This is a genomic window from Pseudomonas sp. GW823-FHT02C05 (assembly GCF_058797595.1).
Window position 1 is genome coordinate 21,195 of record NZ_JBXAJU010000007.1, and the last position, 13,468, is coordinate 34,662.

At 61.0% G+C, this 13,468-nt stretch carries 13 protein-coding genes; 11 read left to right on the plus strand and 2 right to left on the minus strand.

Translation table 11 applies throughout. From position 1 onward, the window contains the following. Positions 1–17 precede the first annotated feature (17 nt). Complete coding sequence (gene rne / locus AC1RGE_RS30115) at positions 18–3,233, minus strand: ribonuclease E (protein WP_258611594.1); 3,216 nt, start codon at positions 3,231–3,233, stop codon at positions 18–20. A 714-nt stretch (positions 3,234–3,947) separates the two neighbouring features. On the opposite strand from rne, the gene rluC reads away from it, so the two are divergent. From rluC to sppA, 3 genes are read left to right on the plus strand one after another with little or no spacing between them, the layout of a single operon-like run. Next, a complete protein-coding gene (gene rluC / locus AC1RGE_RS30120; protein WP_011060111.1) occupies positions 3,948–4,904 on the plus strand; it encodes a 23S rRNA pseudouridine(955/2504/2580) synthase RluC in 957 nt (318 codons plus the stop codon). Further along, complete coding sequence (locus AC1RGE_RS30125; RefSeq protein WP_492585551.1) at positions 4,894–5,556, plus strand: HAD-IA family hydrolase; 663 nt, start codon at positions 4,894–4,896, stop codon at positions 5,554–5,556. Before rluC ends, AC1RGE_RS30125 begins: the two co-directional genes overlap by 11 nt. A gap of 21 nt (positions 5,557–5,577) precedes the next feature. Then, positions 5,578–6,567, plus strand: a complete 990-nt coding sequence (gene sppA / locus AC1RGE_RS30130) for a signal peptide peptidase SppA (RefSeq protein WP_368994754.1) — start codon at positions 5,578–5,580, stop codon at positions 6,565–6,567. 53 nt (positions 6,568–6,620) lie between these two features. On the opposite strand, the gene AC1RGE_RS30135 is transcribed toward sppA, so the two are convergent. Beyond that, the gene (locus tag AC1RGE_RS30135; protein ID WP_041116791.1) at positions 6,621–7,199 is read right to left on the minus strand and encodes a Maf family protein; all 579 of its coding nucleotides are present in this window, start codon (positions 7,197–7,199) and stop codon (positions 6,621–6,623) included. 105 nt (positions 7,200–7,304) lie between these two features. Here AC1RGE_RS30135 and AC1RGE_RS30140 point away from each other — a divergent pair, with 105 nt between their 5' ends. From AC1RGE_RS30140 to pabC, 8 genes are all read left to right on the plus strand, one after another. After that, the gene (locus AC1RGE_RS30140; protein WP_011060115.1) at positions 7,305–7,832 is read left to right on the plus strand and encodes a YceD family protein; all 528 of its coding nucleotides are present in this window, start codon (positions 7,305–7,307) and stop codon (positions 7,830–7,832) included. Between the two features lie 13 nt (positions 7,833–7,845). Then, positions 7,846–8,028, plus strand: a complete 183-nt coding sequence (gene rpmF / locus AC1RGE_RS30145; protein ID WP_003179396.1) for a 50S ribosomal protein L32 — start codon at positions 7,846–7,848, stop codon at positions 8,026–8,028. A gap of 3 nt (positions 8,029–8,031) precedes the next feature. Beyond that, complete coding sequence (plsX, locus tag AC1RGE_RS30150; protein ID WP_492585553.1) at positions 8,032–9,042, plus strand: phosphate acyltransferase PlsX; 1,011 nt, start codon at positions 8,032–8,034, stop codon at positions 9,040–9,042. A 126-nt stretch (positions 9,043–9,168) separates the two neighbouring features. Beyond that, positions 9,169–10,107 (plus strand): ACP S-malonyltransferase, encoded by a 939-nt coding sequence (fabD, locus tag AC1RGE_RS30155; RefSeq protein ID WP_258611596.1) that lies wholly within the window; start codon positions 9,169–9,171, stop codon positions 10,105–10,107. A gap of 16 nt (positions 10,108–10,123) precedes the next feature. Beyond that, positions 10,124–10,864: a 3-oxoacyl-ACP reductase FabG gene (fabG, locus tag AC1RGE_RS30160; RefSeq protein WP_011060118.1), complete on the plus strand. Its 741-nt coding sequence runs from the start codon at positions 10,124–10,126 to the stop codon at positions 10,862–10,864. Between the two features lie 196 nt (positions 10,865–11,060). Beyond that, entirely contained in the window at positions 11,061–11,297 is a 237-nt protein-coding gene (gene acpP / locus AC1RGE_RS30165; protein ID WP_003175607.1) for an acyl carrier protein, read from the plus strand. Positions 11,298–11,407: 110 nt separating this feature from the next. Continuing rightward, complete coding sequence (gene fabF, locus AC1RGE_RS30170) at positions 11,408–12,652, plus strand: beta-ketoacyl-ACP synthase II (RefSeq protein WP_011060119.1); 1,245 nt, start codon at positions 11,408–11,410, stop codon at positions 12,650–12,652. Continuing rightward, positions 12,652–13,467: an aminodeoxychorismate lyase gene (gene pabC / locus AC1RGE_RS30175; RefSeq protein ID WP_053149865.1), complete on the plus strand. Its 816-nt coding sequence runs from the start codon at positions 12,652–12,654 to the stop codon at positions 13,465–13,467. The genes fabF and pabC overlap by 1 nt, the downstream gene beginning before the upstream one ends. Position 13,468 lies beyond the last annotated feature (1 nt).

Here is a 13,468-nt window from a genome sequence, read left to right on the forward strand (position 1 = left end):
TTCATGGGCTGCTGGAATCAGACGAGAGGTTTAGGCTCGTGCTGTTCTTCCTCGGCATGCACAGCGTGCTCGACAGCGCGCGGTGCTTGCTCGGCCACAGGGGCCGATTCTTCCACTGCAGGTTCGGCCACTGGCGCCGGTGCAGTCTCTTCGGCTGGCGCAGGGGCGGCCTCGACCACCTCCGGCGCTTCTACCGGAGCCGGCTCGGCGGTCACCACGGCTTCAGCCGGAGCAGCGGCAGCCAGCTCGGCTTCCTTCTGCAGGCGCTCGGCTTCACGCTTGCGGCGACGCACTTCGCGTGGGTCGTTCGGTGCACGGCCATTGCTGGTCAGGGTGCTGACCGGCGCGGCTTCAGCTTCGACAGCGGGTGCAGGCTCTTCGGCCACCACTGGTGCTGCAACCGGAGCCGGCTCTTCAACCTGGGCAGGCTGCTGGGCCGCTACAGGCTCTTCAACCACCAATGCTGGCTCGGCAACCGGGGCTGGCGCAGGGGCTTCCTGAACCGGCTCGATGGCCTTTTCTTCAACCACTGGCGCCTGGGCTACAGGTTCTGCTGCCGGTTGTTCGGCAACCACAGGCTGGGCTTCGACGACCACGGCCGGTTCGGCAGCCACTTCAACCTGAGCCTGCTCTTCAGCCACTGGAGCCACTTCCACTGCAGGAACCACTGGGGCTTCTACCGGTGTGGTGGCTTCAACCACTGGGGCTTCCGGAGCCTTGTCTTCTACAGCGGCAGTCGCACGTTCGGCTTGCTGGTGAGCTTCGGCTTCAGCATTGGCGCTGATGGCGGTGCTGGCAACCGCGGCAGTTACCGCAAGGCCGGCAGCCAGATCGGCGCTGCTTGGCTCTTCGGCGTTTTCTTCCGAGCCTTCGATCACATTGCCGTTGGCATCACGTTGGCGCTCGCGACGGTTGCTGCGACGACGCTGGCCGCGGGAGCGACGACGTGGACGTTCGCCTTCTGCGTTGTCCTGGCCGTCTTCCTGCAGTTGCTCTTCGTTCGGCAGCGCTTCTTCTTCGCTGGCGGCAGCGGCTTGAGCCTGTTCGGCACGTGGTTGGCGCTCTTCACGTGGCGCACGTGGCTGGCGCTCTTCGCGAGGCTGGCGCGCCGGACGTTCTTCGGCAACAACGGCGGCGGTAGCAGCGGCTGCAGCTGGAGCGGCGTCCAGAGGCTCGCGCAGTTCACGCACACGTTCTTCACGCTCGCCACGTGGCTTGCGCTCTTCACGCGGGGCGCGTGGCTGGCGTTCTTCGCGCGGTGCACGGGGTGCGCGTTCTTCGCGGGCTACCGCTTGAACTTCTTCACGGGCTTCGCGAACTTCGCGTGGCTGACGCTCTTCCCGTGGTGCGCGTTCTTCACGCGGGGCACGTTCTTCGCGCGGCTTGCGCTCTTCATCGCGGCGACCGTTACGGTTGCGGCTCTGCTGGCGGCCATTGCGACGCTGTTCTTCGTTGCTGCGAGCAGGGCGCTCGGTCACTGGCTTCTCGACCACGACCGGTGCGGCTGGCTCTTCCTTGGTAGCGAACAGGCTGACCAGGGACTTCACCAGGCCTTTGAACAGGCTTGGTTCGGCCACTGGAGCCGGTGCAGCTACAGGGGCAGCGACGACTTCGGTCGGAACCGGAGCGTTGGCGCGGGCCGGGGCAGTCTTCACTGCCGCTTCCTGGCGAACCAGGGTGCGGGTGGCGGCGGTTGGCTGGACTTCTTCGGCTTCGGCGGCGGCCGCTGCGATTTCGTAGCTGGACTGGTTGGTGTTGGCTTCCGGGCTGTCATCACGCAGGCGCTGAACTTCGAAGTGTGGCGTTTCGAGGTGATCGTTCGGCAGGATGACGATGCGGGCGCGGGTGCGCAGTTCGATCTTGGTGATCGAGTTGCGTTTTTCGTTGAGCAGGAAAGCGGCGACCGGAATCGGCACTTGGGCGCGCACTTCGGCGGTGCGGTCTTTCAGGGCTTCTTCTTCGATCAGGCGCAGGATCGCCAGGGACAGCGACTCGACATCACGGATGATGCCGGTGCCGTTGCAGCGCGGGCAGACGATGCCGCTGCTTTCGCCCAGGGATGGACGCAGGCGCTGACGGGACATTTCCAGCAGGCCGAAGCGCGAGATGCGGCCGATCTGCACGCGAGCGCGGTCGGCTTCCAGGCATTCGCGGACTTTTTCTTCCACGGCACGCTGGTTCTTGGCCGGGGTCATGTCGATGAAGTCGATGACGATCAGGCCGCCGATGTCACGCAGGCGCAGTTGGCGAGCGATTTCTTCCGCTGCTTCCAGGTTGGTCTGCAGGGCGGTTTCTTCGATGTCGCTGCCTTTGGTGGCGCGGGCCGAGTTGATGTCGATGGACACCAGGGCTTCGGTCGGATCGATGACGATGGAGCCGCCGGAAGGCAGTTCGACCACGCGCTGGAAAGCGGTCTCGATCTGGCTTTCGATCTGGAAACGATTGAACAGCGGCACGCTGTCTTCGTACAGCTTGATCTTGCTGGCGTACTGCGGCATCACCTGGCGGATGAAGGTCAGGGCTTCGTCCTGGGCTTCAACGCTGTCGATCAGCACTTCGCCGATGTCCTGGCGCAGGTAGTCGCGGATCGCGCGGATGATCACGTTGCTTTCCTGGTAGATCAGGAATGGCGCGGAACGATCCAGGGACGCTTCCTTGATGGCGGTCCAGAGTTGCAGCAGGTAGTCGAGGTCCCACTGCATCTCTTCGCTGCTGCGGCCCAGGCCGGCAGTGCGCACGATCAGGCCCATGTCGGCTGGTGCCACCAGGCCGTTCAGCGCTTCACGCAGTTCGTTGCGCTCTTCGCCTTCGATGCGGCGGGAGATACCGCCGGCACGCGGGTTGTTCGGCATCAGTACCAGGTAACGACCGGCGAGGCTGATGAAGGTGGTCAGGGCGGCGCCCTTGTTGCCACGCTCTTCTTTCTCGACCTGGACGATGACTTCCTGGCCTTCGCTCAGGACGTCCTTGATGTTGACGCGGCCTTCGGGGGCTTTCTTGAAGTATTCGCGGGAGATTTCTTTGAGGGGCAGGAAGCCGTGGCGCTCAGAGCCGAAATCGACAAAGGCAGCCTCGAGGCTTGGTTCGATGCGAGTGATGCGGCCTTTATAGATGTTGGCCTTTTTCTGCTCGCGGGCTCCGGACTCGATGTCCAGGTCGTAGAGGCGCTGGCCGTCTACCAGAGCAACACGCAACTCTTCGGGTTGAGTTGCGTTAATCAGCATTCTTTTCATGTAGTACCGTCGGTTTCCGGGCTGCCGGAAACGGCGTTCGGCACACACGACTTCTCACGGTCGGTGTCAGGTGCGTCAGGAGTGGTTGACCACTCGAGTGTCTAGCGAGGTTCGTCCGGGTAACTAAGAACGAAGTCGCGACTTACGCGTCCTGCTTGCTGTGGTGACTAAGGCACCGCTTAAGCAAAAGTCTGTCAGGAGGAGGAATCAACCGGCGACTGTGGACGAGATGAAGCGTCTTGATAAAGCCTAATGCTACACAGTCCGACGGTTGTGCATCTCCACCCTACACGTATCCCTGATAATTCGGGTGCTGCCGCGCGCAGAATCCGCAGCGGGTTGGCATTTACCGTGAACTCCGAAAGGGGAGGTCACGCATCATGGCTAAAGGCGTTGTTTCCGCAACTTTCGCTCGGGATCGTTTGTCGCTGACTGCACTTTGTGAACTGGCCGTTAATCGCTGCGTAAAAGGCGAGTAGTCACTCTGCTTTCTACGGGTTTCAGGCCTCATGTCACCTGCGCTTGTTACAACGCCGAACTCTTCCGTTAGATAGTGAAAACTGCGTAGGACGGCCTTGCGTCCTTATGAATTGCGTTGGTCAGGGCCGGCTGTTTGCCGCTGTTCCTCTGCCCAGCCGCTTTTGGCGGCGTTCGCGACTATAGCAGCAATCATTAAGTGCTTCAAATCCATAAAAAATTGTTATCATTCGCGCCATGACGACTACTGCCCCCTCGACTCCAGGCGTTCAATTGCTTGAGGTCTCGCCGGAATATGCCGGCCAACGTATTGATAACTTCCTTCTCGCCCGGCTCAAAGGCGTGCCCAAGACCTTGATTTACCGCATTTTGCGTAAAGGCGAAGTGCGAGTGAACAAGGGGCGGATCAAGCCCGAGTACAAGCTGCAAGCGGGTGATGTGGTGCGCGTGCCTCCCGTGCGTGTGCCCGAGCGCGATGAGCCGGTGCCGTTGGCTCAAGGGCTGCTGCAGCGCCTGGAAGCCTCGATCGTCTTCGAAGACAAGGCCCTGATTGTGATCAACAAGCCTGCCGGGATTGCCGTGCATGGCGGCAGCGGCTTGAATTTCGGGGTGATCGAAGCCTTTCGTCAGTTGCGCCCGGACGCCAAGGAGCTGGAGTTGGTGCATCGCCTCGATCGGGACACCTCCGGCCTGCTGATGATCGCGAAAAAACGCAGCATGCTGCGTCATCTGCATGCCGCGCTGCGGGGCGATGGCGTGGACAAGCGCTACATGGCGCTGGTCCGTGGCCATTGGGCCACGGCGGTGAAGCAGGTGCGTGCGCCGCTGCTCAAGAGCAACCTGCGCTCCGGCGAGCGCATGGTGGAGGTCAACGAAGAGGGCAAGGAGGCCTTGACCGTGTTCAAGGTGCTGCGCCGCTTCGGTGATTTCGCCACCATGGTCGAGGCCAAGCCGGTGACCGGGCGTACTCACCAGATTCGTGTGCACACCCTGCATGCCGGGCACTGCATTGCCGGTGACAGCAAGTACGGCGATGACGATTTCACTCGCGAGATCCGTGAGCTGGGCGGCAAGCGCCTGTTTCTCCATGCCTATATGTTGACGGTGCCGCTGCCCGATGGCGGCGAGCTGAAATTGCAGGCCCCGGTGGATGAGATGTGGGCCAAGACCGTGGAGCGCCTGAGTGCACCCTGATTACAAACTGCTGATCTTCGACTGGGACGGCACTCTGGCCGATTCCATTGGTCGGATTGTCGAGTCGATGCATGCATCTGCTGATCGTTCCGGCTTTCCTCGCCGCGATGACTACGCCGTCAAGGGCATTATCGGTCTGGGATTGCCAGAGGCGATTCGCACACTGTATCCGGAAATAGATGAGGGGCAGTTGGTAGCCTTTCGTCAGCATTATGCGGATCACTACATTGCTCTCGAGGCCGAGCCTTCGCCTCTGTTTGCTGGTGTGGTGCAGTCTCTCGACGCCTTTCGGGATGAGGGATATCAGCTGGCTGTCGCCACCGGCAAGGCCCGGCGAGGGCTGGATCGAGTGTTGAGGGCCCATGGTTGGGAAGGGTATTTCGATATCACCCGGGCGGCCGACGAAACTGCCAGCAAGCCTCATCCGTTGATGCTGGAGGAAATCCTTGCTCATTGCGGGGTTGGGCCGCGGCAGGCTTTGATGGTTGGCGATTCGTCCTTTGATCTGTTGATGGCGCGCAATGCCGGAATGGATTCGGTGGCCGTGAGCTACGGTGCTCAGTCCATCGAGGCCTTGCAGGCATTCGAGCCGCGCTTGTCCATCGACCGTTTTCCTCAATTGCACGCCTGGCTGAGCCAGGGTGCCGATTAAGTTTTTGCTGGGGTAGCAGGCATGACCGACGAATGGAAGGCGCCGAGCAAGGCGGGCGCTGAAGGTGGTGATGATAAAAGCTGGAAACTGCTGGAGAAGACGCTGTTGGCCGGCGTCCAGGAACAGCGTCGCTCGCGGCGCTGGGGCATTTTCTTCAAGCTGTTGACCTTTGTTTACCTGTTCGCGGCGCTGGCGTTGTTCACGCCGCTGATGACCATGGAAAAGAATGCCACTCGTGGCGGTAGCTACACCGCGGTGATCGATGTCACGGGGGTGATTGCCGACAAGGAATCGGCCAGTGCTGACAATATTGTCGGCAGCCTGCGTACTGCGTTCGATGATCCCAAGGTCAAGGGCATTGTGCTGCGTATCAACAGCCCTGGCGGCAGCCCGGTGCAGTCCGGCTACGTCTATGACGAGATCCGTCGTCTGCGGGCTTTGCACAAGGACACCAAGGTCTACGCGGTGATCTCGGATCTCGGGGCGTCGGGTGCTTACTACATCGCCAGCGCTGCTGACGAGATCTATGCCGACAAGGCGAGCCTGGTGGGTTCCATTGGTGTGACGGCGGCCGGCTACGGCTTTGTCGGCACCATGGAGAAGCTGGGGGTTGAGCGTCGCACCTATACCTCGGGCGAGCACAAGTCGTTCCTGGATCCGTTCCAGCCGCAAAAGCCTGAAGAGACCCAGTTCTGGCAGGGCGTGCTGGACACCACTCATCGCCAGTTCATTGCCAGCGTCAAGCAGGGCCGTGGCGATCGCCTGAAGGACAAGGAGCATCCGGAGCTGTTCTCCGGCCTGGTGTGGTCGGGCGAGCAGGCGCTGCAATTGGGGTTGATCGATGGCCTGGGCAATACCAGTTCGGTGGCGCGGGATGTGATTGGCGAGAAAGAGGTGGTGGACTTTACCGTCCAGGAATCGCCATTTGATCGCTTCTCGAAGAAGCTCGGTGCCAGCGTGGCAGAGCAGATCGCCATGTGGATGGGCTTTCAGGGCCCAACCTTGCGCTGATCGGGTGTTGCTCAATAAAAAGCCGGCTTGAGTGCCGGCTTTTTTATGGCGGCTCAGGGTGTCTCTACGCCCTCGGCCAGCAGCATGTCCACGAGGCGGATCAGTGGCAGGCCTATAAGGCTGGTGGCGTCGCTGCCGGCGGTGCTCTGGAACAGGCTGACCCCCAGGCCTTCGGCCTTGAAGCTGCCGGCGCAATCATAGGGCTGTTCGGCGTGCAGGTAGCGTTCGATGCGGGTGCTGTCCAGGGTGCGCATGTTGACCGTGAACGGGACGCAGTCGACCTGGCAGTGGCCGGTCTGGCTGTTGAGCAGGGCCAGGCCGGTGAGGAAGGTCACACTGGCGCCGCTGGCGTCCAGCAGTTGCTGGCGGGCTTTTTCGAAGGTATGGGGTTTGCCGATGATGCGCTCGCCGAGCACCGCGACCTGGTCGGAACCGATGATCAGGTGTGCTGGATGGCTGCTTGCCAGGGCGCGGGCCTTTTCCTCGGCCAGGCGTTTCACCAGGGCCGTGGCAGACTCTCCGGGACGATGGCTTTCGTCGATGTCAGGAGAGCTGCAGGTGAAGGGCAGGCGCAGGCGGGACAGCAATTCCCGGCGGTAGGCCGAGCTTGAGGCAAGTAATAAAGGCAGCATGTGCGTCTCCTGAGGCAGGCCGGGAATTCTAGCGAGGCTTGCAAGTGACGGACAGGGCTGAATTTCCTTTGACATGGCCTGGGGCATCCCTATAATGCTGCGCCTATGTTGAATGACCCGATTCCACCTCACGTTGACCCGCGCAAATTGGCTGACCGTGGCACCACCCTTCAAGGTGAGCTGCTGCTGGCCGATTTGGAGAGACTCTGCGACCCGCTTTCCGACAATGTCGGTACGGTGCAGGCTAAATTCGTTTTCGAGCGTGACGAGCGTAAAGCTGTAGTTATCCACAGCTCCATCGACGTCGAAGTCAAAATGGTTTGCCAGCGTTGTCTTGAGCTGGTCACCCTGCCGATCCACAGTGAGTGCAGTTACGCTGTGGTGAAGGAGGGTGCGAATACCCAGTCGTTGCCGAAAGGTTATGACGTGCTGGAACTGGGCGAAGATCCTTTGGATCTGCAGGCGTTGGTCGAGGAAGAGCTTTTGCTTGCCTTGCCAATCGTGCCTGCTCATCATCCGGAAGAATGCCAGCAGCCGGCGGGGCTCGATGAGCCCGAACCGAGCGAGGACGAGGTAACGCGGTCCAACCCGTTCAGTGTATTGGCGCAGTTAAAGCGTGACCCAAACGTTTAGGAGTTAATCAATTATGGCTGTTCAGCAGAACAAAAAATCCCGCTCTGCCCGTGACATGCGTCGTTCCCACGATGCTCTCGAGGCTAGCACCCTGTCCGTAGAAAAGACCACCGGTGAAGTTCACCTGCGTCACCACGTATCGCCAGAAGGCGTATACCGTGGTCGTAAAGTGATCGACAAGGGCGCTGACGAGTAATCCTTGTCCGCTCAAGTCATCGCGATTGACGCAATGGGCGGGGACTTCGGTCCCCGCAGCATTGTTCAGGCGAGTATTGCTTGTCTGTCTGCTACCCCCTCGCTGCACCTGACCCTGGTTGGTCAACCCTCCCTTCTTGAAGAACTGATTTCCGGTCAAGCGGCTGTGGATCGCGCGCGCCTGACGATTACCCCTGCAAGCGAGGTGATCACCATGGACGAAAAGCCTTCCCAGGCCCTGCGAGGCAAGCCGGACTCTTCGATGCGGGTGGCCCTTGAGCTGTTGCGCGATGAGAAGGTCCAGGCCTGCGTCAGTGCCGGTAATACCGGTGCGCTGATGGCGCTGTCGCGTTATGTGCTGAAAACCCTGCCCGGAATCGATCGGCCGGCGATGGTGGCTGCCATCCCGACTCAGCGTGGCTATTGCCAATTGCTGGATCTGGGAGCCAACGTCGATTGCAGTGCCGAGCACCTGTTGCAGTTCGCCATCATGGGCTCGGTTGCGGCGGAAACCCTGGGCATCGTGCGGCCGCGGGTGGCCTTGCTGAATATCGGCACCGAGGACATCAAGGGCAACCAGCAGGTCAAGCTGGCGGCGAGCTTGCTGCAGCAGGCCCGTGGCCTCAACTACATCGGTTTCGTCGAGGGCGATGGGTTGTATCGGGGCGAGGCGGACGTGGTGGTGTGCGACGGTTTTGTCGGCAACATCCTGCTCAAGTCCAGCGAGGGGCTGGCGACCATGATCGCCGCGCGTATAGAAGCCTTGTTCAGGCAGAATCTGCTGTCCCGGGCTGTTGGGGCGCTGGCCTTGCCGCTGATGCGCAGGTTGCAGGCGGATTTGGCGCCAGCGCGGCACAACGGTGCGAGTTTCCTCGGCTTGCAGGGGATCGTGGTGAAAAGCCATGGTTCTGCAGGCGTTCAAGGTTTCCAGAGTGCCATTCAGCGGGCGTTGATCGAGATCCAGGAAGACCTGCCGCGCCGCTTGCATGGGCGTCTTGAAGACTTGTTGCTTTAGGCGTTTTCCCTGTGGAGTGCTTAAATGTGACCGCTCAGTTCAATTGGCCATCCAACTGTCAGTTTCTTGCGTCCACCACGGTGTGACGTCAATTCTCCGACGACAAGATCATTAGGGGCTTGTTACATGTCTGCATCCCTCGCATTCGTCTTTCCAGGACAGGGCTCGCAGTCCCTCGGCATGTTGGCCGAGCTGGGCGCGCAGTACCCACTGATCCTCGATACGTTCAAAGAAGCCTCCGATGCTCTGGGCTACGACCTCTGGGCTCTGACCCAGGAAGGTCCTGCAGAGCTGCTCAATCAAACCGACAAGACCCAGCCGGCCATCCTCACCGCGTCCATCGCCCTGTGGCGTTTATGGCTGGCCGAAGGTGGCGCGCGCCCGGCTTTCGTCGCCGGTCACAGCCTGGGTGAATACAGTGCCCTGGTCGCCGCTGGCAGCCTGACCCTGGGTGAAGCGGCCAAGCTGGTCGAGCGTCGTGGCCAGTTGATGCAGGAAGCCGTGCCGGCAGGGCAGGGCGGCATGGCTGCAATTCTCGGCCTGGAAGATGCCGATGTGGTCGCCGCCTGTGCTGAAGCCGCGCAGGGCGAGGTGGTCAGCGCCGTGAACTACAACTCCCCTGGCCAGGTGGTGATCGCCGGGGCCAAGGCGGCTGTGGATCGCGCCATCGAGGGCTGCAAGGCGCGGGGCGCCAAGCGCGCCATGCCGCTGCCGGTCAGCGTGCCTTCCCACTGTGAGCTGATGCGCCCGGCCGCCGAGCGCTTTGCCGAGTCGATCGCTGCGATCAACTGGCAGGCACCGCAGATTCCATTGGTACAGAACGTCAGTGCCGCTGTGGCCGCCGACCTGGACACCCTCAAGCGCGACCTGCTGGAGCAGTTGTACAAGCCGGTGCGTTGGGTCGAGTCGGTCCAGACTCTGGCAGCCAATGGCGCCACCGAGCTGGTCGAGTGCGGCCCGGGCAAGGTCCTGGCCGGCCTCAACAAGCGCTGCGCCGAAGGCGTGTCGACCTCTAACCTGAACACCCCAGATGCTTTCGCTGCCGCCCGTGCAGCGTTGGCCTGAACTAGGAGAAGCTTGCATGAGTCTGCAAGGTAAAGTTGCACTGGTGACCGGCGCCAGCCGTGGTATCGGCCAGGCCATCGCGCTTGAGCTGGGGCGTATGGGCGCCACCGTGGTGGGTACCGCCACGTCCGCTTCGGGTGCCGAGCGCATTGCTGCCACCCTCAAGGAAAATGGCATCCAGGGCACCGGCCTTGAGCTGAACGTTACCAGTGACGAGTCCGTGGCTGCAGTCCTGGCCAGCATCACCGAGCAGTTCGGTGCGCCGGCGATCCTGGTGAACAACGCCGGCATCACTCGCGACAACCTGATGATGCGCATGAAAGATGACGAATGGTACGACGTGGTCGATACCAACCTGAACAGCCTGTATCGCCTGTCCAAGGGCGTTCTGCGTGGCATGACCAAGGCTCGTTGGGGTCGAATTATCAGTATTGGCTCGGTTGTGGGTGCCATGGGCAACGCAGGCCAAGTAAACTACGCGGCCGCCAAGGCTGGTCTCGAAGGTTTCAGCCGTGCCCTGGCCCGTGAAGTGGGTTCGCGGTCGATCACGGTGAACTCGGTTGCTCCAGGTTTTATCGACACCGATATGACCCGCGAACTGCCGGAAGCGCAGCGTGAAGCACTGCTGACGCAAATTCCGCTGGGTCGTCTGGGCCAGGCTCAAGAGATCGCGCAAGTGGTCGCTTTTCTGGCATCCGACGGTGCGGCATACGTTACTGGGGCTACAATCCCGGTCAACGGCGGGATGTATATGTGAGTCAAATGTGACGGATTGCTTCAAAAAAATGTCATACGAGCTGTCTAAAATCCGTTATAAAGCTGCAATCAATTTATAGGCAGATGGCCAAAGGGTTTGAGGGACAAAGCTTTCAGTTGAAAAGCTGAAAAGCCTTTCTATACACTTACCCACTGGCCAGCTGCCTGAATTTGTCCATTAGGAGTGAAAACAAGGTATGAGCACCATCGAAGAGCGCGTCAAGAAAATCGTTGCTGAGCAACTGGGCGTTAAAGAAGAAGAAGTTGTTAACACCGCTTCCTTCGTTGAAGACCTGGGTGCCGACTCCCTTGACACCGTTGAGCTGGTGATGGCTCTGGAAGAGGAATTCGAGACCGAAATCCCTGACGAAGAAGCTGAAAAGATCACTACCGTTCAAGCAGCTATCGACTACGTTACCAGCCACCAGGCTTAATCGTTTGTAGTCGTCTTTTGCTGTCATGGAAAAACCGCACTGCCGTTACGGCGTGCGGTTTTTTCTTTAGGCCTGATACAAAGTGTCGTCATTAGAAAAAGGAGAGTGCTGTGTCGCGTAGACGCGTCGTAGTCACCGGTATGGGTATGTTGTCGCCACTGGGTACGGATGTGCCAAGCAGCTGGCAGGGCATTCTGGCTGGCCAAAGTGGCATCGGTCTGATCGAACACACCGACCTTTCTGCCTATTCCACCCGTTTTGGCGGCTCGGTAAAGGGCTTCAATGTCGAGGAATACCTGTCGGTCAAAGAGGCCCGCAAACTCGACCTGTTCATTCAATACGGCCTGGCAGCCGGTTTCCAGGCGGTACGCAACGCCGGTCTGGAAGTCACCGATGCCAACCGTGAACGCATCGGCGTGGCCATGGGCTCGGGTATTGGCGGTTTGACCAATATCGAGGAAACCAGCCGCATCCTGCACGATTCCGGCCCACGACGGATTTCTCCGTTCTTCGTGCCTGGCTCGATCATCAACATGATTTCCGGTTTCCTGTCCATCCACTTGGGTGCCCAGGGGCCGAACTACGCCATTTCCACTGCGTGCACCACCGGTACCCACTGCATCGGCATGGCTGCGCGCAACATCGCCTACGGCGAAGCCGACGTGATGATCGCCGGCGGTGCTGAAATGGCTGCCTGTGGCCTGGGCATGGGCGGCTTCGGCGCGTCCCGTGCACTGTCGACCCGCAACGACGAGCCGACCCGCGCCAGCCGTCCCTGGGACAAGGGGCGTGATGGCTTCGTCCTGTCCGACGGCGCCGGCGCCCTGGTTCTGGAAGAGCTGGAGCACGCCAAGGCTCGTGGGGCCACCATCTATGCGGAGCTGATCGGCTTCGGCATGAGCGGTGACGCCTATCACATGACGTCGCCTCCCGCCGATGGTGCCGGTGCTGCGCGCTGCATCGCCAATGCCCTGCGCGACGCCAAGCTCAACGTGGACCAGGTGCAGTACATCAACGCCCATGGCACTTCGACCCCGGCCGGCGACCTGGCCGAGGCCGAAGCGATCAAGAGCGTGTTCGGCGATCACGCCTACAAGCTGGCGGTCAGTTCCACCAAGTCCATGACGGGTCACCTGCTGGGTGCCGCGGGGGCGATCGAGGCGATCTTCAGTGTGCTGGCAATCAACAGTCAGGCCGCGCCGCCCACCATCAACCTGGATGAGCCGGATGAAGGCTGTGACCTCGATTTCGTGCCGCACACCGCGCGCAGCATGGACATCGACGTAGTGCTGTCCAACTCCTTCGGTTTTGGTGGCACCAACGGCTCCCTGGTGTTCCGCCGGTTCTCCGAGTGATGCACAGCTGGGTCGACGGTCAGCCGGCTGACGCACTGTCGCTCAAGGACCGCGGCCTGGCTTACGGTGATGGTCTGTTCGAGACCATTGCCGTCAAATCCGGGCGCCCGCAGCTGCTGGAGCGGCATCTGCAGCGTCTGGCCGAAGGATGTCGGCGCCTGGCGCTGACGGCGGATCAAGCCCTGATCCGCAGTGAGCTGCAGGCCTATGCGGCGGCTTTGGGGGAGGGTGTGCTCAAGCTGATCCTGACCCGGGGCGACAGCCAGCGCGGCTATGCCGCCGATCCTGCAACCGCTGCACGGCGGATTCTCCAGGGCTCCGCATTGCCGGTGTATCCCCTGGCCCATGCCGAGCAAGGCATTCGTCTGTTTCCCTGTACCACGCGCCTGGCCGAGCAGCCGCTGCTGGCCGGCCTCAAGCACCTCAATCGTCTGGAGCAGGTTCTGGCTCGTGCCGAGTGGCGTGATGCCGAGCATGCCGAAGGCTTGATGCGAGATACCTCTGGGCGAGTTATCGAAGGCGTGTTCAGCAACCTGTTCCTGGTCAGCCAGGGGCGGCTGCTGACGGCTGACCTGAGTCGCTGCGGCGTGGCCGGGGTGATGCGCGCTGAAATATTGTTTCAGGCCGAGTCATTGGGCATCCCCGCGCAAGTCGGGGATATCAGTCTCGATCAACTGCAACAGGCTGATGAAGTCTTTGTCTGCAACAGTGTCTATGGCGTCTGGCCAGTGCTTGGCTGTGCCGGGATGAGCTGGTCGGCGGGTGCGCTCACCCGTAAACTGCAGGGCATTACCCGCGCACTACTGGATGCTTGAT